The sequence below is a fragment of the Methylobacterium symbioticum genome (genome assembly GCF_902141845.1).
GTDB classification, from domain to species: domain Bacteria; phylum Pseudomonadota; class Alphaproteobacteria; order Rhizobiales; family Beijerinckiaceae; genus Methylobacterium; species Methylobacterium symbioticum.
On the sequence record NZ_CABFPH010000002.1, the window covers coordinates 139,586 to 164,901 of the forward strand.

A 25,316-nucleotide genomic window follows, 5' to 3' on the forward strand; every position below is an offset into this window, starting at 1 on the left:
AACCCGGGATGCTTTCGCGGTGTTGCGACCCCGCCACAGCTAAGCTTCGCTCCCCGCCCGGGGCGGCGGAGACGATCCGTCCGCGCGGAGCTGCGGCGCGGCGGATTTCGCCTCCAGGGCACGGTCGCTCTCGTCCTTGAGGCGCACGCCCGTGAGGCCGCGGGACAGCGCCTGCCCGAGCAGCCAGGCGAGCTTGAACGCGGCCTTGTCCGGCGTCAGTCCGGCGGCGCGCACGTTCGAGATGCAGTTCCGTTCCGCATCCGTGCGGCCGGGGCGCGGGTCGAGGGTCAGGTAGATGCCGAGACTGTCGGGCGAAGAGAGTCCGGGCCGCTCGCCGATCAGCACCGCCACCGCGCGCGCCCGCAGGGCCTCGCCGGCGGCGTCGCCCAGCGCCACGCGAGCCTGCGTGGCCACCACCACGGGAGCGAGGCGCCAGCCGGCCCGCGCCGCATGGGGCAGGAAGGCGTCGAGAACGGGCACGGCGTTCTCATGGACGGCGCGGGCCGAGAGCCCGTCCGCGACGACGAGGGCAAGGTCGCAAGACCCCTCGGCGGCGGCGGCGAGCCGGTCCCGGTCGTCCGGCACGAGGCGGCGGCCGAGATCGGGCCGGCGCAGATAGGCCGCCCGGTCTCCGGCCTGCGAGGCGACGGCCAGGGTCGCGAGGCCGAGGGCCTCGATGCCGGCGCCGAGCGCCCGCGCATCCAGCGGCGCGTGAACGGCGTCGCGGGCCTGGGCGTGGGCGAGGCCGAACCGGAGCACGCTCCGCGTGGTCTGGCCGCTGCCGGCCCGGCCGAGGCCGATCCGGGCGGGCGTCAGCCCGGCGAGCCGCGCCCAGATCTCCCGCTGGTCGCTCATGCGGCGATGCCGGAGGCGTCGGCGAGCAGCCGGTTCGGCGCGCCGGCGAGCAGCGCGCCCTGCCCGTCCGTGAGGCCGATCGCCTCGAGCCAGGCCTCGAATTCGGGCGCCCGCTTCAGGCCGAGCACCTCACGCAGGTAGAGCTGGTCGTGGAACGAGGTGGACTGGTAGTTCAGCATCACGTCGTCGGCCCCGGGCACGCCCATCACGTAGGTGCAGCCGGCCGCGCCGAGCAGCGTCAGGAGCGTGTCCATGTCGTCCTGATCGGCCTCGGCGTGGTTGGTGTAGCAGACGTCGACGCCGAGCGGCACGCCCATCAGCTTGCCGCAGAAATGGTCCTCCAGGCCGGCGCGGATGATCTCCTTGCCGTCGTAGAGATATTCGGGCCCGATGAAGCCGACCACGGTGTTGACGAGCAGCGGCCGGAAGGGGCGGGCCACCGCGTAGGCGCGCGCCTCCAGCGTCTGCTGGTCGATGCCGTGATGGGCGTCGGCCGAGAGGCAGGAGCCCTGACCCGTCTCGAAATACATGCCGTTGTCGCCGAGGCTGCCGCGCTTGAGGGCTAGCATCGCCGCGTGGGCCTCCTTCAGCAGCGGCAGCGTGACGCCGAATCCCGCATTGGCGGCTTCCGTCCCGGCGATCGACTGGAAGACGAGATCCACCGGCAGGCCGCGCTCCATCGCCTCGAGGGTCGTGGTGACGTGGGTCAGCACGCAACCTTGCGTCGGGATGGCGTGGCGCTGGATCAACTCGTCGAGGAGCTTGAGGAGATCGCCCAGCGCCTGGACCGAATCGGAGGCCGGATTGATGCCGATCACGGCGTCGCCGCAGCCGTAGGAGAGGCCGTCGAGGATCGCCGCGGTGATGCCGGCGGGATCGTCGGTCGGGTGGTTCGGCTGGAGGCGCACGGCCAGGGTGCCGGGCAGGCCGATCGTGTTGCGGAACCGGGTGACCACGCGGCATTTCCGGGCGACCAGGATCAGGTCCTGGTTGCGCATGATCTTTGAGACGGCGGCCGCGATCTCGGGCGTCACCGCGGGCGCGATCCGGGCCAGGATCTCCGGGGAGGCGGTGAGCAGGACCTCGCGGAAATCGCCGACCGTCAGGTGCCCGATCTCGGCGAAGGCCCCCTGATCGTGCGTGTCGAGGATCAGGCGGGTGACGTCATCGGATTCGTAGGGGATCAGCGGCCGGGCCAGGATCTCCTTGAGCGGCACCTCGGCGAGGCACCAGCGCGCCGCCCAGTTCTCCTCGGCCGACTCCGCCGCGATCCCGGCGAGCCGGTCGCCCGAGCGCGGCGGAGTCGCCTTCGCCATCAGCGTGGCGAGGTCGGCGAAGGCCCAGCTGCGCGGGCCGACGACGTGGCGATAGGCCATCCGGTCACCCTGTCGAGGATCGAGGTGGTGCGATCATATCAGATCCCGTGTCTTGCCTCCCCAATCTGCGGGCGAGCGAAGCGCAGGCGCACAGGATCACAGGATGACGGGATCCCCTCACAGCGCGCCGGCATGCGGCGCCGGCTCCTCCGTCGAGATCGCGTCGACGGTGCGCGGCATCGGGCTGCCCATGCCGTCCGAGCGCTGGATCCGGATCTGCTGGTTGACCGGCTGCATGTTGCCGTAGGGCGTCGAGAAGGCGATCTCGGCGGCGTCCCGGCCGATGCCGATCCGCACCAGCCCGTCGAGATCGGCCTGCCGCGTCGCGTCGAACAGCCACCAGCGCCCGTCGAGATAGGCCTCGAACACCGCGTGGAAGTCGCTCGGCACGAGGCCGTGCGCGTAGCAGCTCACGAACCGGGCCGGGATGCCGAGGGCCCGGCAGAAGGCGGTGCCGAGATGGGCGAAGTCGCGGCAGACGCCGGCGCGCTTCAGCAGGGTCTCGTCGGCCGTGGTCTCCTGGTCGCTGGCGCCCGGCACGTAGGCGATGTGGTCGTGGATCCAGTTGCAGATCGCGTTGACGCGCTGATGGCCCTTCGGGAGCGCCGAGAACTCGGCCTGGGCGAAGGGCGTCAGGCGATCGGAGGAGACGAAGCGGCTCGGCAGGAGGAAGGGCAGGATGTCGATGGGCAGGGCCGAGATCGGCGTCTCGTTGATGGCCGCCGGGTCGGCGCGGTGCACCGTGAGGTCGACCTCGGCGTTGTACTCGACCGCGAACGGACCGACGGGCACGTTGACGCCGAGATAGCGGTTCTTGAGATCGGGCGTGACGTAGACCTCGCGCTTCAGGTCCGGCGTGAGCACGAGGCTCTCGTTCAGGATCTCGACGCTCCTCAGCCGCGCGACTTCGAAATTGAAGATGAAGGTCGTTTCCGCGAGGATGTTGTAGGACAGGCTGCAGCCCAGGGTGTAGCGCATCGGGGGACTTTCGCTGGGGCCGTTCCGGCCACCAGCACAAGCTTGCGGACCCGCGCCGGTTCCCGGTCGGCCTGCCCGAAAAAGCGTCGTCGGCTTAAGGGGTTGCCCGCGGCTGCAGCACCACGGTGAGCGAGCGCACGCCCTGGGCCCCGTGGATCAGCACGCCCTCGATATCGGCCGTGGCCGAGGGCCCGGTATGGAGCACCGCATAGGCGGCCTGCCCGAATTCCGGACGGCGATAGGCCGCCTGAACATTGGGCAGGATGTCGGCGGGATCGAGCAGCACCACGAGGTGCTGGGCGAGATAGGCGACCGCGTTCACGATGAGCTGGTCCTGCGTGAACAGGACCGAGCCGGTCTCGGCGATGCCGAAGACGGCGCGGACTACCGCCACGTCCACGTCGTTCACGTCCTGCGGACGCGAGACCGCGCGCAGGTCGAGGGTGCCCTCGAGTTCGGGCACGGCGGACGCGACCACCGTCGCGGCGGCCAGGCGCTCGCGCACGCCCGCGAAGACGTCGTCCGCGCCGGGCTCGGCGACGCGTCCGCCCATGCGCACCAGCCTTTCGCCGAACTCGGCCACGAGGTCGTCGCCGACGAGCGGCGGGAACAGCGGCACCTCCGGCAGCGGAAACTCGCCCGCCGGCCGGTTCTGGCGGAGGTCGGAGAAGATGGCTTCGCGCGCGCTCATTTCGCGCCGTCCTTCATGCGGTTTTCCTTGTACCAGGCGTGGAAGCTCTGGCGCGGGGCGTCCGGCATCTCGCGCTTCTTCCCCCAGGTGTTGAGCGGGTTGTAGACGGCGAAGCGCGGCAGCACCTTCAGGGCGGAATCCGCCGCGCCGATCGCCGCCCGATAGGCGGCCGGCCGCGCCAGCACCGCGCCCGCAGCCTTCATCATGCCCTGCTTGAGCAGCGGGATCTGGTGCTCCTCGGCGAGAACCTTGCGCCAGGCGAAGATCTGCTCGTGGATGTTGATCTTGACCGGGCAGACATTGGTGCAGGAGCCGTTCATGGTCGAGGAGAACGGCAGCGTCGAGTATTTCCGCTTGTTGAAGGTCGGGTCGATGATGAGACCGATCGGCCCGGCATAGGTGGCGCCGTAGGAGAGCCCGCCCGAGCGCCGGTAGACCGGGCAGGTGTTCATGCAGGCGCCGCAGCGGATGCATTTGAGCGAGGTCCAGAACTCCTCCATGCCGAGCCGGGCCGAGCGGCCGTTATCGACGAGCACCATATGCATCTCGGTCCCGGCCCGGGGCTTCCGGAAATGCGAGGTGTACTGAGTGATCGGCGAGCCGAGCGCCGAGCGCGAGAGCAGGCGGATGAACACGCCGAGATGCTCGATGCGCGGGATCAGCTTCTCGATGCCGATCGAGTGGATCTGCAGCTTCGGCACGTTGCCGGAGAGATCGGCATTGCCCTCGTTGGTGCAGGTGACCACCGTTCCGGTCTCGGCGATCGCGAAGTTGCAGCCCGTCATGCCGGCATCGGCATTCAGGATATGGGGTCGCGTGGTCTCGCGCTGGCTCTCGGCGAGGTAGTGGGCGTCGTCGTTGTCGGGGTCGGTGCCGAGCGTCCGCGCGAAGACCTCGGCCACGTCGAGGCGGGTCTTGTGCACGGCCGGGGCCACGATGTGGCTCGGCTCCTCGTCGTCGAGCTGCTGGATGCGCTCGCCGAGATCGGTCTCGATGATCTCGATCCCCTCCCCCGCCATGAAGTGACGGAAGCCGCATTCCTCGGTGAGCATCGACTTCGACTTCACGATCGTCCGCGCGCCGTGGTCGCGCAGGATGCCGAGCACGATGCGGTTGTGCTCGGCCCCGTCGCGCGCCCAGTGGACATGGACGCCGTTCGCCTTCGCGGCCGCCTCGAACTGCTCGAGGTAGAGGTCGAGATGGGAGAGGGTATGTGTCTTGATCTGCGAGGCGAGCTCGCGCAGCTCCTCCCATTCGGGGATGCCGAAGGCGGCGGCGTCCCGCTTCTTGCGCAGATCCCACAGGCGCTCGTCATGGGCGGCGGCGTGGAGGGGCGCGGCGAGGAAGCGCTCGGCGGCCTCGGCCTGGTCGATCGGCCGGTCGCCGCGGATCTTGGCGCCGCGGGGTTGGGGCTCGCGCACGGGCGGCGCCTTGATCGGCTTCGAGGTGCCCTCGGCATGGTCGAGCCGGCGCCCGTCCTGGCCGCGCTCGCTCTCGTCGGTCGCGGCCCGGACGACCGGGTTGACGACGCCCTCGCGCTCGCGGGGGTGGAGATCCTCGGCGCTCATGCGGCGGCTCCGTTCAGAACCTGGGCGATGTGGATGTATTTCAGCGGCAGGCCGAGGCGCTCGGCGCAGCCCTTCTGATGCATCAGGCAGGAGGAATCGGCCGAGACCACGTACTCGGCCCCGGCGCGCTTCTGGTCGGCCACCTTGTCGTAGCCCATCTTGGCCGAGACCGCCGGCTCGAAGACCGAGAAGGTGCCGCCGAAGCCGCAGCACTCGTCGGGCCGGGCGAGGTTGACCAGCTCCACGCCCGCGACCTTCTTCAGGAGGTTCAGCGGCTTCGAGAAATACGGCAGGTTCAGCTCGGACGGCCGGGCATGGTCGATGCCGCGCAGCGCGTTGCAGTTGGCATGATAGGCGACCTTGTGCGGGAAGCGCGCCCAGGGCAGCGCCTCGACCTTCAGCACGTCGTGCAGGAACTCCACGAGTTCGAACGTGCTCTCGCGGACTTTCCGCACCGCATCCGTCTGCGGGATCGCGGTGAGATGCTCGCGGACTTGGTGCACGCAGGAGCCCGAGGGCGCGACCACGTAGTCGAACCCCGAGAAGTTCTTCACGAACAGGGCCTCGGTGGCGGCCGCCTCCTGGTGGCAGCCGGTATTGGTCATCGGCTGGCCGCAGCAGGTCTGGTCGTAGGGGTAGTGCACGTCGAGGCCGAAGCGTTCCAGCAGCTCCAGGGTGGCGATGCCGACCTCCGGCTCGAAGGCATCGACGTAGCAGGGGACGAACAGTCCAATACGCATGGATCTCTCTCAGCCCTCGGCGTCGGGGCTCACGCGGACCAGCAGCTTGCCGAAATTGCCGCCGGTATAGAGGCTGTTGAGGTGCTCCACCGCCCGGTCGAGCCCGTCGCGCACGTCCTGGCGGGTCTTCAGCTTGCCCTCCGCCATCCAGCCGACGAGATCGCGGATCGCCTCGGGGTAGCGGTCGACATAGTCGAGGATGATGAAGCCCTGGATGGTCAGGCGCCGCATCAGCACCAGACCCCACTTGCCGGGCCAGTCAGCCGGCTCGACGTCGTTGTAGCCGGAGATCAGCCCGCAGAGCGGCATGCGGCCGAAGCGGCGCAGGCGCGCGACCACGGCCTGCATGATCGCGCCGCCGACCTGCTCGAAATTGATGTCGACCCCGTCCGGCGCCAGCGCGTCGAGGCGGGCGCCGACATCCTCGTTCTTGTAGTCGATCGCCGCGTCAAAGCCGAGCTCGTCCACGATGTAGCGGCACTTCTCGGGGCCGCCGGCGATGCCGATGACGCGGCAACCCTTGATCTTGCCGATCTGCCCGACGACCTGGCCGACGCCGCCGGAGGCCGCCGAGACCACGAGGGTCTCGCCCGCCTTCGGGCGGCCGATATCGAGGAGCCCGAAATAGGCGGTTGGGCCGACCATGCCCAGCGCCCCGAAGGCGGTGGCGAGGCTCAGGCCCTTGGGCAGGTCGAGCCGGTTCAGCCCCTGGCCGTCCGTGATCATGGCATCGGCGAGGACGCCGAGGCCCGAATAGATCTGGCCTTCCGCGACGCCGGGCTTGCGGCTCGCCACCACGCGGCCGGCCACCAGCGCGCGCATCGGCTCGCCGAGCCCGACCGGGGGCATGTACCCTTCCGCATCGCTCATCCAGATGCGGTTCGTCGGGTCGAGGGAGATGTAGAGGATCTTGAGGAGGAACTGGCCGTCTGCCAGCTCCGGCAGCGCCTCGCGCTCCAGGGTGAGATCGCCGTCGCGGATCTCGCCCACCGGGCGGCGCCGCAGACGCCAGACCTGCCGTTCAGTCGCCGTGACCGCGTCCGTGGCCATGACCGCGTCCTCGCCTGCGCGCCGACGAGCCGCCGCTTGTGGTGCCGCGGCGGTCTCTGGAACCGTTACAGGGTCGGGTCTAGAGCATGAGGCGGCGCAGTGGAAGCCGGTTCAGCAGCCTCGTCATGCGGCCACAATACGATAGAGCGCGCTCTATCGGATCAGGTTGGTCTTGGCGAGATCGAGGACGGAATCGCCGCGCCCGCTCATCACCGCCCGCAGCATGTAGAGGCTGAAGCCCTTCACCTGCTGGCCGCCGATCTTCGGCGGGATCGACAGCTCGTTGCGCGCCACGCGCACGTCGAGGAGCGAGGGGCCGTCGAAGGCCAGGAACTCGCGCACCGCGCCGGGCAATTCGCCCGGCTCCTCGACGCGCAGCGCGAAGATGCCGGCGGCCCGCGACATGGCGGCGAAGTCCGGGTTGTCGAGGGCGACGCCGGTCTCGAGATAGCCCGCGGCCTTCATCTCCATCTCGACGAAGCCGAGCGACCCGTTGTTGAACACGACGACCTTCAGCGGCAGGCGATGCTGGCGCAGGGTCAGGAAGTCGCCCATCAGCATCGAGAAACCGCCGTCGCCGGAGAGCGCGATGACCTGCCTGTCCCGCTGCGACGCCTGGATGCCGATGCCCTGGGCCATGGCGTTCGCCATCGAGCCGTGCACCCAGGAGCCGATCAGCCGGCGGCGCCCGTTCATCGTGAGGTAGCGCGCCGCCCAAACGGTGGGCGTTCCGACATCGGCGGTGAAGACGGCGTCGTCCGCAGCCATCTCGCTCAGCACGCGGGTGAGGTATTGCGGGTGGATCAGCGTGCTGCCGGGCTTGGCCTCGGCCAGCTCGTCCAGCCCCTCGCGTGCCTTGACGTAGTGCTTCAGGCTGGCATCGAGCCAGCGCCGGTCGTCCTTGACCGCGAGCTTCGGCATGAGTGCCCGGATCGTCGCCGTCACATCGCCGACGAGGCCGAGATCGATCCGGCAGCGGCGACCGAGCTCGTGCGCGCGGATGTCGACCTGCGCCACCTTGGCGTCCTGCGGATAGAATTGCTTGTAGGGGAAGGCGGTGCCGAGCATCAGCAGGGTCTCGCAGCCCATCATCGCCGCGTAGCCGGAGGAGAAGCCGATCAGGCCGGTCATGCCGACATCGTAGGGGTTGTCGAACTCGACATGGTCCTTGCCGCCGAGCGCGTGCACGATCGGGCTCTTCAGCGCCTCGGCGAGCTGCATCAGCTCGGCATGGGCTCCCGCGCAGCCGCGTCCGCAGAGCAGCGTCACGCGCTGCGACCCGTTGAGGAGGCCGGCCAGCGCGTCGAGATCGGCATCGGCCGGGCGCACCACGGGCCGGGGCGGGATCAGGCCGGCGCGGGGCGTCACCGCGCGCTTCGGCGCCTCCTTCATCGCCACGTCACCGGGCAGCACCACCACCGCGACGCCGCGCTGGCCGATCGCCGCACGCATGGCGTTCTCCAGCACGAACGGAAGCTGCGCCGGGTCGGAGACCAGCTCGCAGTAATGGCTGCACTCGCGGAACAGCTCGGTCGGGTGCGTCTCCTGGAAATAGCCGGAGCCGATCTCGGCCGAGGGGATATGCGCGGCGATGGCGAGCACCGGCGTGCCGGAGCGGTGGCAATCGTAGAGCCCGTTGATGAGGTGGACGTGGCCCGGCCCGCAGGAGCCGGCGCAGACCGTCAGTTCACCGCTGATCTGCCCCTCGGCGCCGGCCGCGAAGGCGCCCGCCTCCTCGTGACGCACATGGATCCAGTCGATCACGCCGCGCGCGCGGATCGCCTCGGTGATCGCGTTCAGGCTATCACCGACCACGCCGTAGATGCGGCGCACGCCGGCTTCCTGCAGGGTCTCGACGACGAGGTCGGCGACGTTGGTGATGCGCATGGTCCGGCTCCCGGTGGCCCCCGAGCCGGAACACCCCCGCGCCGCCGAGGTTCCTGCCGGCTTCGGTCAGCCCGCTATGTCCTGCCCGCGGGGCGCGACCACCGCGAACAGGTCGGCCAGGGCCGCGAGGCTCGCGGCCTGGAGGGCGGCGGCCGGGACCACCGATCCGTCCGGCGCCGGCAGGGCGCGGGTCGCGGTGGCGGCAGCGACCACGGTCGGGCGGAAACCGAGGCTGAAGGCCGAGCGGGCCGTGGAGTTGATGCACATATGGGTCATGAAGCCCGCCATGATCACGTCCTGCACGTTCGCCGCGCGCAACTGCGCCTCGAGATCCGTGCCGACAAAGGCGCTCGGGTAGGCCTTGGTGATCACCGCCTCCCCGCCTTGAGGCGCCACCTCCGGGCTGATCTGGCCGATGGCGGCGGCGACGTCGTAGGGCGTGCCCGGCCCGGCATCGTGCCGGACATGGAACACCGGAGTGCCGGCCGCCCGCGCCCGCTCCAGCAACGCGGCGGCCTCGCGGATCGCGGGCTCGACATTCTCGAGACGCATCACGCCGTCGCGGTAGGTCTCCTGCAGGTCGATCATCAAGAGCGCCGAGCCCTTGAGCGGCGCCGGATCGGTGCCGAGGCCGGACAGGCCGCGCAGGGTCTTGAGGTCCGCCATGATCGTCTTCCTCCCGGGATCTTTCGCTGAGCCTGGGCGAGCCGGCGCGGAAACTCAACCGGGCGCGGGCTTCGCCTTTCGGGGGATCATCAGAGGATTCGCGCAGGACCCTTGACGCGCCCCCTCTCGCAATCGGGAGAGGACGCCCGCGTGCAATCCGGCTCCCGTCGCTTCTCCCACGCCGCAGAGCGAGCGGAGGGCGCCCCGGCTATTTCCTGGTCAACCCGCCCAGCACGTTGCGCAGGATGGCGTCGCCGACCTGCTTGCCGACGCTGCGGGCCATGGAGCGGGCGGCGTTCGAGACCACCTGCTCCACGAGGCTCGGCGGCGGGCGACGGCCGCCGCGGCCCTTCGGCGCCGCCCCGCCGCCGAGGACGTTGCCGAGGATCCCGCCGAGCAGGCCGCCGAGACCGCCCTCGCTCTGGCCGGCGGCCTCGGCGGGGGCACTGTCGAGCCCCTTGCGCTTGGCCAGCATCTCGTAGGCGCTCTCGTTGTCGACCGTCTCGTCGTAGCGGCCGCGCAGCGGGCTCTGCGCGATGATCTCGGCACGCTCCTGCGCGGTGAGCGGCCCGACCCGGCCCTGCGGCGGGGCGATCAGCGCCCGCTCCACCATCGAGGGGGTACCCTTGGCCTCCAGGAAGCTGACCAGCGCCTCGCCGACGCCGAGTTCCGTGATCGCCCGCGCGACGTCGAAGCCCGGATTCTGCCGGAAGGTCTCGGCGGCGGCGCGGACCGCGCGCTGGTCGCGCGGCGTGAAGGCGCGAAGCCCGTGCTGCACGCGGTTGCCGAGCTGGCCGAGCACGGTCTCGGGCACGTCGAGGGGGTTCTGCGTCACGAAATAGACGCCGACGCCCTTCGAGCGGATCAGCCGCACCACCTGCTCGACGGCGTCGAGGAGCGACTTCGGCGCGTCGTTGAACAGGAGATGCGCCTCGTCGAAGAAGAAGACCAGCTTCGGCCGGTCGAGATCGCCGACCTCGGGGAGCTGCTCGAACAGCTCGGAGAGCATCCACAGCAGGAACGAGGCGTAGAGCTTCGGCCGCTGCATGAGCTTGTCGGCGGCCAGGATGTTGACGAAGCCCCGGCCCTCGCGGTCCTTGCGCATGAAGTCGTCGAGGTTCAGCGCCGGCTCGCCGAAGAACTTGTCGGCGCCCTGGTTCTCCAGCACGAGGAGCTGGCGCTGGATCGCGCCGACGCTCGCGGCCGAGACGTTGCCGTAGGTGCCCGAGATCTCCTTCAGGTTCTCCGAGCAGAAGGTCAGCAGCGCGCGCAGGTCCTTCAGGTCGATGACCGGCCACTGGTTCTCGTCGGCGACGCGGAAGGCGATGTTGAGCACGCCCTCCTGCGTGTCGTTGAGTTCGAGGAGGCGCGCGAGCAGCAGCGGGCCCATCTCGGTCACGGTGCAGCGGATCGGGTGGCCCTGCTCGCCGAACAGGTCCCAGAACACGGTGGGGAAGCGATCGGGCTCGTAGGCGATGCCGAGTTCCTCGGCGCGCTTCACGAAGACCGGCTTCGCCTCGCCCGCCGCGGCGATCCCCGAGAGGTCGCCCTTGATGTCGGCGGCGAAGACCGGGACGCCGGCATTCGAGAAGCCCTCGGCCAGGACTTGCAGCGTCACGGTCTTGCCGGTGCCGGTGGCACCGGCGACCAGGCCATGCCGGTTGGCGAGGTGTAGCGTCAGCACCTCCGGCTTCGGGCTCGGTCCGGTGCTCTTGCCGACCAGGAGGGTGCCGTCGTCCGCCATCGCCCGAATCCTCAGCTCGATCGCCCCAGAGTCGGCCCGAAGACCGGTTCCGCTCCGGAGCATAGCTCAGCCACGGTTATGCCGGTGCGGCGTAACGTTTTCCAGACGCGGCCCGGCTTGATTTCCAGGGCTGCAGGCCTGAATGACCGCAGGTCTCACGTTCTCGCGAAAGCCGGATCCCATGGAAGAACTGATCGCCCGCGTGACCAGCCGCACCGGTCTCGACGCCGCCACGGCGCAGACCGCGATCGGGCATATCCTGGCCTTCCTGCAGAAGGAGGGACCGGCCACGGAGGTGAGCCAGCTCATGGCCGCGCTGCCCGGCTCCGAGGCGCTCGTCGCCGAATCGAACGCGGGCGAGGGCGGTGGCGGCCTGATGGGCATGCTCGGCGGCATGATGGGCGGCGGCGTGATGGCGCTTGGCCAGAAGCTGATGTCGGCCGGCGTGCCGATGGGCCAGATGCAGCCGCTCGGCCAGGAGCTGTTCGCCTTCGGCCGTGAGAAGGCGGGCGAGGACGTGATGGGTCCGATCGTCGGGTCGATCCCGGGGCTCAACCAGTTCGTCTGAACCGGCTGCCAGGCAGTCGGCGACGATCCGGCCGCCGGGTGTCATAAAACCGTTCGCGCTTCGTGATCTTGAGTGGGCTCACGAGGCGCGGATCTCGCCATCCGGGGGATGGCGGCCGGGGGCCTTGAGGGCAGGCTTTCGACGATGGTCGCGAACTTCACGCGTGGGGCCGGCGCGGCCTGGGCGAGCGGCTGGAACCGCGGGGTTGCCGAGCCGATCGCCAAGCTGAAGCGCAAGAGCGCCGAGGCCGGCCTGCCGGGCTTCGGCGGCCGCAGCCTCGTGCCGCCCGGCGCCACCCCGATCCGCTTCCCCGAGCGCTTCAAGGCGCCGTTCGCCACGCCCGGCCTCGGCCCGAGCCTCGGCCGCCTCGGCACGCTGGAGGTACGGCTCGCGGTGAAGAAATCCGAGGTGCGGCGCGCCCAGCGCCTGCGCTACGGCGTGTTCTACGAGGAGATGTCGGCGATCCCGACCGGGATGGCCGCCTTCTCCCGTCGCGACGCCGACGAGTACGACGCGCTCTGCGACCATCTCCTCGTGATCGACCACGCGGCGGTTGAGGCCAAGCCCTTCCGCAAGGCACGGCCGAAAGTGGTGGGCACATACCGGCTGCTGCGCGGTGAGGTGGCCGAGCGCCATTTCGGATTCTACTCGGCCGGCGAGTACGACCTCGCGCCGGTCCTGGCAGCGCAGGCGGGCAAGCGCATCCTGGAGCTCGGCCGGTCCTGCGTCCTGAAGCCCTACCGCACCAAGCGCACCGTCGAGCTGCTCTGGGCCGGGATCTACACCTACCTGCAGCACCACCGCATCGATGCGCTGATCGGCTGCGCCAGCCTGGAGGGGACCGACCCCGAGCGGTTGGCCCTGCCGCTCAGCTTCCTCCACCACCATGCCCGCGCCCCGGAGGGCTGGTGCGCCCGCGCCCTGCCAGGCCGGCACGTGCCGATGGATCGCCTCGCCCGCGACGCGGTCGACATGAAGGCGGCGCTGCAGGCGCTGCCGCCGCTGATCAAGGGCTATCTGCGCGTCGGCGCCACCTTCGGCGACGGGGCGGTGGTCGATCACCAGTTCGGCACCACGGACGTGTTCGTGGTGCTCCCGGTCGAGGCGATCGCCGCGCGCTATCTCGGCCATTTCGGCCCGGCGGCGAACCGCCACGCGGCGTGAAGGGGCCGGAGCGCTACACTCTCCCTCTCCCCTCTGCGGGAGAGGGTGGCCCCTGCGTCAGCAGGGGTCGGGAGAGGGGTGCGACGGTACAGGATGCGCTCGACATCGACGTTGTACCAAAGCCTGAAGCCGGGCTCCCCTCTCCCGACCCGCTTCGCGGGCCACCCTCCCCCGCAGAGGGGGGAGGGAGAGCCTGGACTTGGGCCCTGCGCTCGCGCGCTACCCCTGGTCCTTCAGCGCGGCCAAGCCCTCGCGATAGGTCGGGAAGGTGAGCGTGACACCCAATTCCTCGCGGATCAGCCGGTTCCGCACGCGTTTGTTCTCGCCGTAGAAGCTACGGGCCATCGGGCTGAGATCGGCGGTCTCGAAATCGATCTCCGGCGGCAATGGCAGGCCGGCGATCCGGGCCGCGTATTCCGTCACCACCTGCGGGGGCGCGGGCTCGTCGTCGGTGACGTTGTAGACCGCGCCGGCCCGCGGGCGGTCGATCGAGGCGGCCAGGGTCGCGGCGATGTCGTCGATATGGATCCGGTTGAAGACTTGGCCCGCCTTGACGATGCGCTGCGAGCGGCCCTCGCGCAGCTTCACGATCGGGTTGCGACCGGGCCCGTAGATGCCCGAGAGACGGAAGACCTGCACCGCCTTGCCCGTCTCGCGGCCGAGGTCGAGCCACGCCGTCTCCACGGCGAGCCGCAGCTTGGAGCGTACGCTCAGCGGTGCGGGCGCGGTGGCCTCGTCGATCCAGGCGCCGCCATGGTCGCCATAGACGCCAATCGTGGAGAGATAGCCGATCCAGCCGATGCGGCTGTCCGCAATGGCCGCGCGGTAGGTCCGCAGCACCGGATCGCCCTCGGCATCGGGCGGCACGGAGACGAGCAGCGCATCGGTGTCGGCAAGCTCTGCAGCGATGTCGGGATCGGCGCCGTCCGGCCCGAAGACACGGACCGTGAAGCCGGTCTCCGCGGAGAGCGCCCGCGCCTTGTCCGGCTCCGTGACCGTCGCCCGGACCGCATCGAAACGGTCCCTCCGGCTCTCGGCGAAGCGCCGGGCCGAGAAGCCGAGGCCGAAGACGAACAGATTCATGCCGCAGGCTCCGCAGACAGGGCCGCGTCCCACTCGGCGCGCACATGCGGGTCGGCCTCGGTGGCGCCGTGCCGGGCGTGCAGCGCGGTGAGCGCGTCGGCGTCGAGGTAGCGCGAAGCGGCCCAGACCGCCATGCCCCGCACCAGCGGCGACGGATCGTCGAGACGCGCCAGCGCCGCGGCGCAGAGCGCGGGGTCGCCGGCATTGCCGATGGCGATCAGGACGTTGCGCAGGAACCGGTCCCGCCCCGTCCGCTTGATCGGCGTGCCGGCGAAACGCGCGCGAAACCCCGAATCGTCGAGGGCGGCGAGGTCCGCGAGCGGCGGGCTCGCGAGGTCGTCCTGCGCCGCCAGCCGCGCCTCCGCCCCGTCACGGGCGAACTTGTTCCAGGGACAGACCGCGAGGCAATCGTCGCAGCCGAAGATGCGGTTGCCCATGGCGGCCCGGAATTCCGGGGCGATCGGGCCGGCATGCTCGATGGTGAGGTAGGAGATGCAGCGCCGCGCATCGAGCTGGTAGGGGCCGGGGAAGGCGTCGGTCGGGCAGGCATCGAGGCAGGCCCGGCAGGTTCCGCAATGGTCGCGACCCGGCGCGTCTGGCTCGAACGCGGCCGCCGTGTAGATCGCGCCGAGCAGGAGCCAGTTGCCGTGCTGGCGCGAGATCAGCACCGTGTGCTTGCCCTGCCAGCCGAGGCCGGCGGCCTCCGCCAGCGGCTTCTCCATCACGGGCGCGGTGTCGACGAACACCTTCACCGGCCGCCCGGCCTTGGCCGAGACATAGCCGCCGAGTTCCTTGAGCTTGCCCTTCAACACGTCGTGATAGTCCCGCCGCTGCGCATAGGCGGCGATGGCGCCGCGGTCGCGGGCCTCGAGCAGGGTGAGCGGATCCGTCTCCGGCCGGTAGCTCATGGCGAGGACGAGAATGCTGCGCACCTCCGGCCAGAGCACCGGCGGGCTGCCGCGCTGGTCGGCCCGCTCCGCCATCCAGGCCATGTCGCCCTGGGCGCCCGTTTCGAGCCAGGCGCGCAGGCGCCCGGGCAGGAGCGGCACGGCCTCCGGACGGGTGATGGCGAGCGCGCAGAAGCCGAGCGTGCGGGCCCGATCCTCGACCAGCCGCCTGAGCTCCGCCCCTTCGTAGGTCCGTCGTGCGGTCAGAAATCCAGGTCCGCGTAATGCGCCGCCGGCGCCATGCCCGGCACCCGGTCGGCGAGCAGGCTGCGGAAGGAGGGGCGGGATTTCACCCGCGCATACCAATCCCGCGCCGTCTCGTCCTCGTCCCAGGGCACGTCGCCGAGATAGTCGACGCAGGAGAGATGGGCCGCCGCGGCGAGATCCGCATAGGTCAGATGGTCGCCGGCGATCCAGCGCCGCCGGGCGATCAGGTAGCCGATGTATTTCAGGTGGTAGCGCACGTTGGTGCGCGCGGCGCGGATCGCGTGCATGTCCGGCGGGCCGCCGCCCTCGGCCATCGACATGAAGCGCTTGGCGATCTTTTCGGTGACGAGGTAGCCCGTCACCTCGGATTCGAACTTGACGAGGAACCACTCGAGCAGGCGGCGCACCTCGACGCGATCGGCCGTGCCCTCTGGCATCATGCGCCGGCCGCTGAGACCGAGCCCCCGCGTCTCGTCGAGATATTCGGCGATGATCCCGGCGCCCGGGATGACGAGCCCGCTCTGCTCCAGCATCACCGGCGTGGAGCCGGCCGGGTTGATCAGCAGGAAGTCGTCCCGCCGCTCCCAGGGCTTCTCCTCAAGGAGGACCGGCTCCATGCCCATCTCGGCCAGCACGAGCCGGATGAAGCGGGAATTGGCGCAGAAGGGAAAGTGATAGAGCGTCGCCATCGAGGCCGTGCGAGGGGGCGGGGCAGCGCGCGGGAGCCCCGCACTGAATTTCGCGCAATCGAGCGACCTTGAGACATATTGCCCGATCCTTGCCGCCCCCTTAACACGCTCCGCCGGCTCCGGTAACCGCCCGTCAACCACGATGGCCGAAGGCTTGCTGTGCAGCCCGCGGTGCACAATCCGATGCCGCGCCGAAGCCGCGCGGCCCGCTCAAGCACGATTCGAGGTGGATGATGATGGATGCGATGAGCATCGCGAAAGCGGTCGTGCTCGCCGTCGTCGAGGGCGCGACCGAGTTCATCCCCGTCTCGTCCACCGGGCATCAGCTCCTCGTCGGACATTTCATCGACTTCCACTCGCCCAACAACACCTTCGAGGTGCTGATCCAGCTCGGCGCCATCCTGGCGATTCTGGCCGTCTATTTCCGGCGCCTGCTGGGCGTGGCCCTGGCGCTGCCCAATGATCCGAACGCGCGGCGCTTCGTGCTCGCGGTGCTGCTCGCCTTCCTGCCGGCGGCGATCGTCGGCGGCCTCTTCTCGAAGGTGATCAAGGCTTACCTGTTCAATCCGTGGATCGTCTGCGCGACGCTGGTCGCGGGCGGCCTCGTCCTCCTCGTCCTCGACGACACGGACCTCGAGGTGAAGAAGACCGACGTCTACGATTTCAGCCTGCCGATGGCGCTGAAGATCGGGATCTTCCAGTGCCTCGCCATGATACCCGGCGTCTCCCGCTCGGGCGCCACCATCGTTGGCGCCATGCTGATGGGCGCCGACAAGCGCTCCGCCACCGAGTTCTCGTTCTACCTCGCGATGCCGACCATGGCGGGGGCCTTCGCCAAGGACCTGCTCGACAATTACAAGAATCTCCACGCCGACGATGTCGGCCTGATCGTGATCGGCTTCGTGGTGGCCTTCATCTCGGCGCTGATCGTGGTGCGCACCGTGCTCGATTACGTGGCTCGGCACGGCTTCTGGCTGTTCGCATGGTGGCGCATCATCGTCGGCTCGCTGGGCTTTGCCGGGCTGATCATCTTCGGGTGAGGCGCGCCCCGCCGGTGCCCCGGCCCCCCGGCTTCGACCTTCGCCCCGATTGCCAGGCCCAAGAGGCTGTGCCAGGGCAGGTGACGAAGACAGGGCGGGTGTAACCGCCGGCCAGAGGACTCGAGGGGGCTTACGCGCATGGAAGACAGACCGCTCGCCGACCTTTTCGCGCCTGCCACGCGCGAGCGCTGGCTCGGCCTCGTCGAGGGCGTGCTCAAGGGCGCGGATTTCGAGAAGCGGCTGGTCTCGAAGACCGCGGACGGCCTGCGCATCGAACCGCTCTACGATCCCGCCGCGCCGACAGCGCAGCCGGTACGCGCCCCCGGCCCCTGGCGGGTGGCGCAGCGGGTCGACCATCCGGAATCCGCTTCGGCGAACCGGCAGGCGCTCGCCGATCTCGAGGGCGGCGCCGACGCGCTGACCCTCGTTTTCTCCGGCGCTCCGGCCGCGCGCGGCTACGGCCTCACCGCCACCAGCGTTGACGATCTCGACGCCGCGCTTTCGGGCGTGATGCTGCCGCTGATCGCGCTGCGCCTCGATGCGGGCGGCCAGGCGCTTGAGGCGGCCGAACTGCTCAAGGGCCTGGCGGCCAAGCGCGGCGACGACCTCGCGGCCCTCGACATCGACCTCGGCATCGATCCCGTGGGCCGGCTCGCCGGCACGGGCAGCCTCGGCGCGGTCTGGACCGACATCGTGCCGAAGCTCGGCGCGACCCTGCGCACATTCGATGAGGCCGGCTTCACCGGCCGGGCGCTGCTCGCGGACGGGCGCCCCTACCACGAGGGCGGCGCGGGCGAGGTGGACGAGCTCGCCGCCGTGCTCGCCACCGCCGTCACCTATCTGCGCGCCCTGGAAGCCGAGGGCCACGACCTCGGCCGCGCCCGCGACGCGATCGGCGTGCTGCTGGCGGCGGATGCCGACGAGTTCGCGGGCATCGCCAAGTTCCGCGCCATGCGCCGCCTCTGGGCCCGGGTCGAGCAGGCCTGCGGGCTCGACCCGAAGCCGCTGCGGCTGCATGCCGAGAGCGCGTGGCGGATGATGACCCGGCGCGACCCCTTCGTGAACATCCTGCGCACCGCCATGGCGGCCACGGCGGCGGGCCTCGGCGGCGCCGATTCGGTGACGCTCCTGCCCTACACCCAGGCGCTGGGCCTGCCCGATGCCTTCGCCCGTCGCGTCGCCCGCAACAGCCAGATCGTCCTGCTGGAGGAATCGGGCCTTGCCCGCGTCTCCGATCCGGCGGCCGGCGCGGGCGGGTTCGAGGCGCTCACCGCCGATCTCACCGAGAAAGCCTGGGAGGCCTTCCAGACGATCGAGCGCGAGGGCGGCATCGTCGCCTCCCTCAGCGTCGGCAAGCTGCAGCGGCGGATCGAGGCCGTGCGCGAGGCACGGGCGCGCAACATCGCGACGCGGCGCGAGGCGCTCACCGGCGCGACCGAGTTCCCGTTCCTCGCCGAGAAGCCGGTGGCCGTCCTCGACGTGGCGCCGGTCGCGCCGGCTGCGACCTCGAATTTCGGGGCCGGCGCGGCGGTGGCCTGCGACGCGCTGCCCGCGCAACGCCTCGCCGAGCCCTTCGAGGCCCTGCGCGACGCCTCCGACGCGGTGCTCGCCAAGAGCGGGCGGCGTCCGGCCGTGTTCCTGGCCAATCTCGGACCGCTCTCCGCCTTCAACACCCGCGCCACCTTCGCGGCGAATGCCTTCGCCGCTGGCGGCATCGAGGCGCTCGGCACCGAGGGCTTCGCGGACGACGCCGCCTTGGCGGAGGCCTTCAAGGCATCGGGCGCCGCCCTCGCCTGTCTCTGCTCTTCGGACGCGATCTACGCCGAGCGCGCGGTCGCCGCCGCCCAGGCTCTGAAGGAGGCCGGGGCCGGCACGATCTACCTCGCCGGCAAGCCGGGCGACCTCGCCGAGCCGCTGAAGGAGGCGGGCGTTCACGCCTTCCTGTTCGCGGGCTGCGATCTCCTCGCCCTCCTCAACGAAGCGCTGCGGCGAGCCGTGACGGGCTGAGGCCGGACGCCGGTCCCGTCCGCCTTGCGGGCATGGACTGAGAGCCTGCAGGACAGGGCACGGCCCCCCTCTCCGGTGCGCGAGGGGGGGGTCCCGGGTTCCGCTCCGGGCGCGCCGCGTTCCCGCAGTGCAACCGTTGCGGCGCTGGCGAGTTTCCGGGTCGAGCCAAGCGTAACGGGACAGCAGAACGCCATGAAGGCCCTCCCCCTCCTCGCGGCCCTGCCGCTGTTCGCCGCGAGCCTGGGCGCCGCCGAGGCCGCGACGCGGAAGGCTCAGGTGCCGAACCGCTTCGACGGCAATTGGAGCATCGAGGTGATCACCGAATCGGGAAGCTGCGACCGGGCCTACCGCTACGGCGTGCGCATCGAGCAGGGACAGGCGAGCTATCCGGGCGGCGATTTCCAGATCAGCGGACGGGTCGCGCCGAACGGGACGGTGCGTGCCACGATCTCGAACAGCCTGGGCAGTGCCAACGTGGTCGGGCGGCTCGCGGCGGGCGGCTACGGCAACGGCACCTGGACGGCCAGCGGCTCCAACCAGTGCAGCGGGCGCTGGAACGCCGAACGGCGCGGCTGAACGGACCCGGCGGGACGGTTCTCCGACCGGCGCATGGGCGCTGTTCCTGGGCGGTGTGCCCTGGAGGCGACAAGCGCCGGCCAATATGGCCGGAATACTGCATCGCGGCAGGGACGCCGCGTTCAAGCCCTGTTCCCGACGCAATCGCGGAGGAATACTCGGCCTGTTCGCGCCCCGATCGAGAGCCCGCATGAAGACCGCCCTGCTCGGAACCCTGGCCGTCCTCACCCTCGTCACCACCGCGGAGGCTCGTCCGCGCGCGCGGCCGGATGCCGAGGCCACGCTGGCCCCGCTGCGTCAGGCCGCCACCGATTGCTTCGCCGAGACCGTGATGTCCAATCCCGGTGCGATGAACCATGCCCGCGCCGGCCGCTGGTATCAGGCCGCTGGCGTGATCGGCTTCCTCTGCCGGCCGGAGGTGGACGCCATGGTGGTGGCGCATGACCGGCTGTTCGGGCCGGGCACCGGCGAGCGCTACTTCAAGGGCGCCTACGCCAAGCATCTCGACCAGCAGCTCGCCGCCCGCATCCAGCCGATGCTGGAGCGCAAGGCCGTGGCGAGCGCCGAGCCCCCGGCCGAGAAGGCCGCGGTGGAGGAAGAAGCGGCGCATTAGCGCCGCAGCGCCTCACGCGTTGCGCGGAACCCGGTCGCCCTCCCCGGCCTGACGGCTGTGGAGGATGCCATGGCTTACGAGCTCTATGACTGGCCGACGATCCAGGGGCGCGGCGAGTTCGTCCGCCTCGCCCTGGAGGAGGCCGACGCCGATTACGTGGACGTCGCCCGCGAGGCGGGCCGTCCGGCGATGATGCGGATTTTGGAAGATCCGGACCGGCCACGACCACCCTTCGCCTGCCCATTCCTGAAGGACGGCGACCTGATGGTCGGCCAGACGGCGGCCATCCTGCTCCAACTCGGACCGAAACTCGGCCTGGTCGGTGTGGATCCGGCCGACCGGCTCTGGACGCACCAGATCCAGCTCACCATCGCCGACATGGTCGCCGAGGCGCACGACACCCATCATCCGGTCGCGCTCAGCCTGACCTACGAGAAGCAGACGCCGGAGGCAGCGCGGCGCGCCGGGGATTTCTGCCGCAATCGCATCCCGGAATTCCTGGCTTGGTTCGAACACCTGCTCGGCCGGGCCGGAGGATCCCATCTGGTCAGCGGCCAGCTGAGCTACGCCGACCTTTCCCTGTTCCAGCTCGTGGACGGACTACTCTACGCCTTCCCGAAGACCATGGGGGGCGTCCTCGGCGCGTCCAGACAGGTCGCGCGCCTGCACGATGCGGTGCGGCAGCGCCCGCGCATCGCCACGTATCTCGCGAGCCCGCGGCGCCTGCCCTTCAACGAGCAGGGGATCTTCCGCCGCTACCCGGAGTTCGAGGCCTGATCCGGGCCCACGGGTCGGTCGCGATGGACCGGGCCCGTGGAGCCGATGCGCCTCAGAACGGCGCGTTGTCGGTGCGCGCACCGAAGAGGTGCAGCGTGTTCTCATAGGCACCGGCGGCCTGCTCCGCCACCGCCGCGGCACTGCGGCCCGCGGTGTAGGCATGGGGCACCACGATCGAGCCTGTACGTTCCGCCGCGATGGCCTGGGTGGCCACGTTGCGAGAGTCTCCGGCGCTGGCCGCCGTGCCGAGGGCGGCGAGGCTGAAGGCACCGAGGGCCAGGCCGGTGAGGATGCGCGTCTTCATGATCCATCTCCATTCCGTGATCGGGAAGCGTCTCTCGATCGAGGCAGCCCCCGGTCGCTCGCTTGCGACAGGGTTGATATGCACCTAATTTGATTGGAATGACGTGCCGCTGCGCACATCGGTTGATATGAACGTAATTGGGAGGACAGGATGGGCGACGACCCCTCCGTCGCGGATACGGTCGCTGCCTGCTGCATCGGCCTCGCGTCGCAGCGCCTCGCGCGCGCGGTCGGCCGGCGCTACGACACCGCCTTCCGCCCCCTCGGCCTGTCGGGGTGGCAGTTCACGCTGCTGATGGCGACCGACCGCGCCGTGCCTCCGACCATCTCGGGGCTTGCCGACCAGCTGGACATGGACCGGACCACGGTGACGGCGAATCTCAAGCCGCTGACCCGGCGCGGCCTGCTCGCGATCGAGCCCGATGCCGAGGACAGGCGGGCGCGCCGGGTGATCCTCACGGAAGCGGGCCGGGCGATGCTCGCGCGCGCGCTCCCGCTCTGGCGCGGCGTGCAGGATGCCTACCGGGACGGGATCGGCGAGGCCGACCTCGATCAGCTGCGGGACCTCGTGAAGCGGGTGGTGGGTACGCCCTGAGGCATCCGGATCGCGGCTTGGCGGAGCACGACACCGGGGATCAGGCACGATGCGCCGCCTCTCCCGAGCGAGCGGAGACCGGCACCTCGTCCGTCCCGGTGGACCAGGCGCCGGCTCCGCCGGAGGCGACGGCTCAGGCCGCCACCGGCTCGCTCCGCCCGCGATAGGACAGCGCTTCCGCGAGATGCACCCGGCGCACGCGAGGCTCGCCGTCGAGATCGGCCAGGGTGCGGGCGACGCGTAGCGTGCGGTGGAATCCACGGGCCGAGAGCCGCAACGAGTCGGCGGCCGTGCGGATGAGCGCCGCACCCTCCGCATCGGGGCTCGCCACCTGCTCGATCAGCGCCGCCGGGCAGGTGGCGTTGGTGGTCGAGGCGGGCAGCCCATGGGCCGCGAAGCGCTGGCCCTGCGCCGCGCGCGCCGCGGCGACCCGGGCCGCGGCCTCGCGCGAGCCCTCGGCGGGGGGCGGCAGGATCAGGTCCGCGGCGCTCACCGCCGGCACCTCGATGCGCAGGTCGATCCGGTCGAGGAGCGGGCCCGAGATGCGCGCGCCGTACTGGGCGGCGCAGCGCGCGTTCGGCCCGCGCCGACAGGCATAGCCCGGCTCCAGGGCCTGCCCGCAGCGGCAGGGATTCATGGCCGCGACGAGTTGGAAGCGGGCCGGGTAGACCACGCGGTGGTTGGCCCGCGCGATCATCACCTCGCCGGTCTCCATGGGCTGGCGCAGGGAATCCAGCACCTGCGGCGTGAATTCCGGCAATTCGTCGAGGAAAAGCACGCCGCCATGCGCGAGGGAGGCCTCGCCGGGCTTCGCACCGAGGCCGCCGCCGACCAGCGCCGCCATCGAGGCCGAATGGTGCGGCTGGCGGAAGGGACGCCGGTTCGAGAGCGCCCCTTCGCGGAGTTCCCCCGCCACGGACTGGATCATCGAGATGTCGAGAAGCTCGCGCGGCGACAGCGGCGGCAGGATCGAAGGCAACCGCGCGGCGAGCATCGACTTGCCGGCTCCGGGCGGCCCGTTGAACAGAAGATTGTGCCCGCCGCTCGCCGCGATCTCCAGGGCGCGCTTGGCGCCCTCCTGGCCCTTGATGTCGGCAAGGTCGGGGAGTGACCCGGCCGGTGCGGCGATCGCCGGCTCCGGCCGGGCCATGACCTGACTGCCCTTGAAGTGGTTGGCGAGTTGGATGAGCGAGCGCGGAGCCAGTACGTCGAGGTCGCCGCCGGCCCAGGCGGCTTCCGGGCCGCAGGGGCCGGGACAGATCAGGCCGAGCCCGCGCGCGGCCGCTCCGATGGCGGCGGGCAGCACGCCGTTCACGGCGGTGATCGCGCCGTCGAGGGCGAGTTCGCCGAGCACGCAGTAGCCGGCGAGCGCGTCGGCCGGGATCGCGCCGATCGCCGCCATGACGCCGAGCGCGATCGGCAGGTCGTAATGGGAGCCCTCCTTCGGCAGATCGGCCGGGGCGAGGTTCACGGTGATGCGCTTGGCCGGCAGCGCCAGACCCGAGGCGATGAGGGCGCCGCGCACCCGCTCGCGCGATTCGGCCACCGCCTTGTCGGGCAGGCCGACCACGGCGAAATGGACGGCGCCGGGGATGATCTGCACCTGCACGTCCACGGCCCGCGCCTCGATCCCTTCGAAGGCGACGGTGGCGACGCGGATGACCATGCGCGAATAATCCTCAGGCCGGGACGATGAGCCTAAGGGTGGGACTAAGCTCTGACAACCTGAGCTTGGCCTTGGAACCAGCTCCGCCCCCGTCTGTTCATCGGACGCCTGTCCGGCAAAGTCCGATGTCCCAGGAGGAAATCGTCATGCGTCCGATCCCCGTTCTCGCCGCCCTCGCCCTCGGCCTCGCCCTCACGGCGACCGCGCGCGCCGACGAGAAGCTTCCGCCCGACCAGCAGGCCAAGGTCGAGGCCATGCTCAAGCAGGAGGGCTTCACCAAGTGGAAGGAGATCGAGCTCGACGACGGCATGATCGAGGTGGACGATGCCATCGACGCCAACGGCAAGCAGTTCGACCTCAAGCTCGACCCGAAGACGCTCGCCATCGTGAAGCGCAAGGCGGAGTGAGCGGCAGGCCGCGCATCGCGCCGCCCATCGGCTTGCATCCGCGCGGCCATCCGGCCATATAGGCGGCGGGGGGTTGGCGAGGGACGTATCACTCGCCAACCGGGTCAGGTCCGGAAGGAAGCAGCCCTAACGAGACCGAGCGGGTCTTCGTCCAGCCTCCCACCCTTTCTCCGATGCGCCGCGCATCGCGGACCGCCCGGCCGAGCGCGGTCCGAGGCGGTCGCCCGGCGCCCACGATTGGTCGCATGGACGCGCGCACCGGCACCCCTGACGACGCGCCGGGGCTTCCCGGATTCAGCGCCAAGCCCGCCGCGGCCGCGCCCTACCGGGTGCTCGCGCGCAAGTACCGGCCCCAGAATTTCGACGACCTGATCGGCCAGGGCGCCATGGTGCGCACGCTGGGCAACGCTTTCGCAGCCGGCCGCATCCCGCAGGCCTGGATGCTGACGGGCGTGCGCGGCGTCGGCAAGACCACCACGGCGCGCATCCTCGCCCGCGGGCTGAACTATCTCCGTACCGGCGCGCCCGATACCGGCCCCACCGTGACGATGCCGGAACTCGGCCTGCACTGCCAGGCGATCATGGAATCCCGGCACATGGACGTGCTGGAGATGGACGCCGCCTCGCATACCGGCATCGACGACGTGCGCGGCATCATCGACGGCATCCGCTACGCCCCCGTCTCGGCCCGCTACAAGGTCTACATCGTGGACGAGGTCCACATGCTCTCGGAGAAGGCGTTCAACGCCTTCCTGAAGACCCTGGAGGAGCCGCCGCCTCACGCCAAGTTCGTGTTCGCCACCACCGAGATCCGCAAGGTCCCGGTCACGATCCTCTCGCGCTGCCAGCGCTTCGACCTGCGCCGCGTCGAGGCCGACGTGCTCGCCGCCCATCTCAAGCGCATCTGCGGAGCGGAGGGCGTCGCGGTCGAGGACGAGGCGCTCGGCGCCCTGGTGCGCGCCGCCGAGGGTTCGGTGCGCGACGCGCTCTCCCTCCTCGACCAGGCCATCGCCCACGGGGCCGGCCTCGTCCGGCTCGCGTCCTGCCCGGGGTTGCGCTCATCGTCCGGCATGCGCCGTCCGACGCCCGGGCAAGGCTCATCGGGTGGCGCCACGCGGT

Annotated in this window: 25 protein-coding genes and 1 other RNA gene; 11 read left to right on the forward strand and 15 right to left on the reverse strand. The window is 70.6% G+C overall.

Features of this window, described 5'->3' with window-relative positions; genetic code table 11:
• Window positions 1-39 precede the first annotated feature (39 nt).
• From eutC to MET9862_RS01580, 10 genes are all read right to left on the reverse strand, one after another.
• Complete coding sequence (eutC, locus tag MET9862_RS01535; protein ID WP_142581349.1) at window positions 40-855, reverse strand: ethanolamine ammonia-lyase subunit EutC; 816 nt, start codon at window positions 853-855, stop codon at window positions 40-42.
• Window positions 852-2,231, reverse strand: coding sequence for an ethanolamine ammonia-lyase subunit EutB (locus MET9862_RS01540; protein WP_142581350.1), 1,380 nt, complete (start codon window positions 2,229-2,231; stop codon window positions 852-854). Before MET9862_RS01540 ends, eutC begins: the two co-directional genes overlap by 4 nt.
• A 117-nt stretch (window positions 2,232-2,348) precedes the next feature.
• Entirely contained in the window at window positions 2,349-3,209 is an 861-nt protein-coding gene (locus tag MET9862_RS01545) for a transglutaminase-like domain-containing protein (protein WP_142581351.1), read from the reverse strand.
• 94 nt (window positions 3,210-3,303) lie between these two features.
• Complete coding sequence (locus tag MET9862_RS01550; protein ID WP_142581352.1) at window positions 3,304-3,900, reverse strand: LutC/YkgG family protein; 597 nt, start codon at window positions 3,898-3,900, stop codon at window positions 3,304-3,306.
• The gene (locus tag MET9862_RS01555; protein WP_142581353.1) at window positions 3,897-5,468 is read right to left on the reverse strand and encodes a lactate utilization protein B; all 1,572 of its coding nucleotides are present in this window, start codon (window positions 5,466-5,468) and stop codon (window positions 3,897-3,899) included. The genes MET9862_RS01550 and MET9862_RS01555 overlap by 4 nt, the downstream gene beginning before the upstream one ends.
• On the reverse strand, window positions 5,465-6,208 hold the full coding sequence (locus MET9862_RS01560) for a (Fe-S)-binding protein (RefSeq protein ID WP_142581354.1): 744 nt from the start codon (window positions 6,206-6,208) through the stop codon (window positions 5,465-5,467). The genes MET9862_RS01555 and MET9862_RS01560 overlap by 4 nt, the downstream gene beginning before the upstream one ends.
• Before the next feature lie 9 nt (window positions 6,209-6,217).
• Window positions 6,218-7,258: an NADP-dependent oxidoreductase gene (locus tag MET9862_RS01565; protein WP_142581355.1), complete on the reverse strand. Its 1,041-nt coding sequence runs from the start codon at window positions 7,256-7,258 to the stop codon at window positions 6,218-6,220.
• Window positions 7,259-7,411: 153 nt separating this feature from the next.
• Entirely contained in the window at window positions 7,412-9,145 is a 1,734-nt protein-coding gene (gene poxB, locus MET9862_RS01570; RefSeq protein ID WP_142581356.1) for a ubiquinone-dependent pyruvate dehydrogenase, read from the reverse strand.
• 66 nt (window positions 9,146-9,211) lie between these two features.
• Complete coding sequence (locus MET9862_RS01575) at window positions 9,212-9,811, reverse strand: isochorismatase family protein (RefSeq protein WP_142581357.1); 600 nt, start codon at window positions 9,809-9,811, stop codon at window positions 9,212-9,214.
• Between the two features lie 208 nt (window positions 9,812-10,019).
• Entirely contained in the window at window positions 10,020-11,555 is a 1,536-nt protein-coding gene (locus MET9862_RS01580; protein WP_142581358.1) for a helicase HerA-like domain-containing protein, read from the reverse strand.
• A 181-nt stretch (window positions 11,556-11,736) separates the two neighbouring features.
• Here MET9862_RS01580 and MET9862_RS01585 point away from each other — a divergent pair, with 181 nt between their 5' ends.
• Entirely contained in the window at window positions 11,737-12,123 is a 387-nt protein-coding gene (locus MET9862_RS01585; RefSeq protein ID WP_142581359.1) for a DUF2267 domain-containing protein, read from the forward strand.
• Between the two features lie 144 nt (window positions 12,124-12,267).
• A complete protein-coding gene (gene olsB / locus MET9862_RS01590; RefSeq protein WP_142581360.1) occupies window positions 12,268-13,287 on the forward strand; it encodes a l-ornithine N(alpha)-acyltransferase in 1,020 nt (339 codons plus the stop codon).
• A gap of 219 nt (window positions 13,288-13,506) precedes the next feature.
• On the opposite strand, the gene MET9862_RS01600 is transcribed toward olsB, so the two are convergent.
• Genes MET9862_RS01600 through MET9862_RS29900 form a run of 3 tightly spaced genes read right to left on the reverse strand, consistent with a single transcriptional unit; the run spans window position 13,507 to window position 16,213 of the window.
• Window positions 13,507-14,370, reverse strand: coding sequence for an SDR family oxidoreductase (locus tag MET9862_RS01600; RefSeq protein WP_142581361.1), 864 nt, complete (start codon window positions 14,368-14,370; stop codon window positions 13,507-13,509).
• Window positions 14,367-15,482, reverse strand: coding sequence for a tRNA epoxyqueuosine(34) reductase QueG (queG, locus tag MET9862_RS01605; RefSeq protein WP_280178946.1), 1,116 nt, complete (start codon window positions 15,480-15,482; stop codon window positions 14,367-14,369). The genes MET9862_RS01600 and queG overlap by 4 nt, the downstream gene beginning before the upstream one ends.
• A gap of 38 nt (window positions 15,483-15,520) precedes the next feature.
• On the reverse strand, window positions 15,521-16,213 hold the full coding sequence (locus MET9862_RS29900; RefSeq protein ID WP_142581362.1) for a glutathione S-transferase family protein: 693 nt from the start codon (window positions 16,211-16,213) through the stop codon (window positions 15,521-15,523).
• Between the two features lie 236 nt (window positions 16,214-16,449).
• Here MET9862_RS29900 and MET9862_RS01615 point away from each other — a divergent pair, with 236 nt between their 5' ends.
• From MET9862_RS01615 to MET9862_RS01635, 5 genes are all read left to right on the forward strand, one after another.
• The gene (locus MET9862_RS01615; protein ID WP_142581363.1) at window positions 16,450-17,253 is read left to right on the forward strand and encodes an undecaprenyl-diphosphate phosphatase; all 804 of its coding nucleotides are present in this window, start codon (window positions 16,450-16,452) and stop codon (window positions 17,251-17,253) included.
• Between the two features lie 138 nt (window positions 17,254-17,391).
• Window positions 17,392-19,260 carry a methylmalonyl-CoA mutase subunit beta gene (locus MET9862_RS01620; protein ID WP_142581364.1) on the forward strand — a complete coding sequence of 623 codons (1,869 nt, stop codon included), beginning with the start codon at window positions 17,392-17,394 and terminating at the stop codon, window positions 19,258-19,260.
• 192 nt (window positions 19,261-19,452) lie between these two features.
• Entirely contained in the window at window positions 19,453-19,836 is a 384-nt protein-coding gene (locus tag MET9862_RS01625) for a hypothetical protein (RefSeq protein ID WP_142581365.1), read from the forward strand.
• Between the two features lie 190 nt (window positions 19,837-20,026).
• On the forward strand, window positions 20,027-20,449 hold the full coding sequence (locus tag MET9862_RS01630; RefSeq protein WP_142581366.1) for a hypothetical protein: 423 nt from the start codon (window positions 20,027-20,029) through the stop codon (window positions 20,447-20,449).
• Between the two features lie 69 nt (window positions 20,450-20,518).
• A complete protein-coding gene (locus MET9862_RS01635; protein ID WP_142581367.1) occupies window positions 20,519-21,226 on the forward strand; it encodes a glutathione S-transferase in 708 nt (235 codons plus the stop codon).
• Window positions 21,227-21,278: 52 nt separating this feature from the next.
• Here the strand turns inward: MET9862_RS01635 and MET9862_RS01640 are convergent, their stop codons facing one another.
• Window positions 21,279-21,530, reverse strand: a complete 252-nt coding sequence (locus tag MET9862_RS01640) for a hypothetical protein (RefSeq protein ID WP_142581368.1) — start codon at window positions 21,528-21,530, stop codon at window positions 21,279-21,281.
• 150 nt (window positions 21,531-21,680) lie between these two features.
• Here MET9862_RS01640 and MET9862_RS01645 point away from each other — a divergent pair, with 150 nt between their 5' ends.
• Window positions 21,681-22,124, forward strand: a complete 444-nt coding sequence (locus MET9862_RS01645; RefSeq protein WP_142581369.1) for a MarR family winged helix-turn-helix transcriptional regulator — start codon at window positions 21,681-21,683, stop codon at window positions 22,122-22,124.
• A gap of 133 nt (window positions 22,125-22,257) precedes the next feature.
• Here the strand turns inward: MET9862_RS01645 and MET9862_RS01650 are convergent, their stop codons facing one another.
• Entirely contained in the window at window positions 22,258-23,790 is a 1,533-nt protein-coding gene (locus tag MET9862_RS01650; RefSeq protein ID WP_142581370.1) for a YifB family Mg chelatase-like AAA ATPase, read from the reverse strand.
• Window positions 23,791-23,936: 146 nt separating this feature from the next.
• Between MET9862_RS01650 and MET9862_RS01655 the strand changes: the two genes are divergently transcribed.
• The 3 genes from MET9862_RS01655 to dnaX all read left to right on the forward strand — a co-directional run.
• Entirely contained in the window at window positions 23,937-24,197 is a 261-nt protein-coding gene (locus MET9862_RS01655) for a PepSY domain-containing protein (protein ID WP_142581371.1), read from the forward strand.
• 66 nt (window positions 24,198-24,263) lie between these two features.
• An RNA gene (ffs, locus tag MET9862_RS01660) (signal recognition particle sRNA small type) lies at window positions 24,264-24,362 on the forward strand.
• A gap of 80 nt (window positions 24,363-24,442) precedes the next feature.
• Window positions 24,443-25,316: DNA polymerase III subunit gamma/tau (dnaX, locus tag MET9862_RS01665; protein ID WP_142581372.1), on the forward strand; the 874-nt coding region annotated here is incomplete at its 3' end.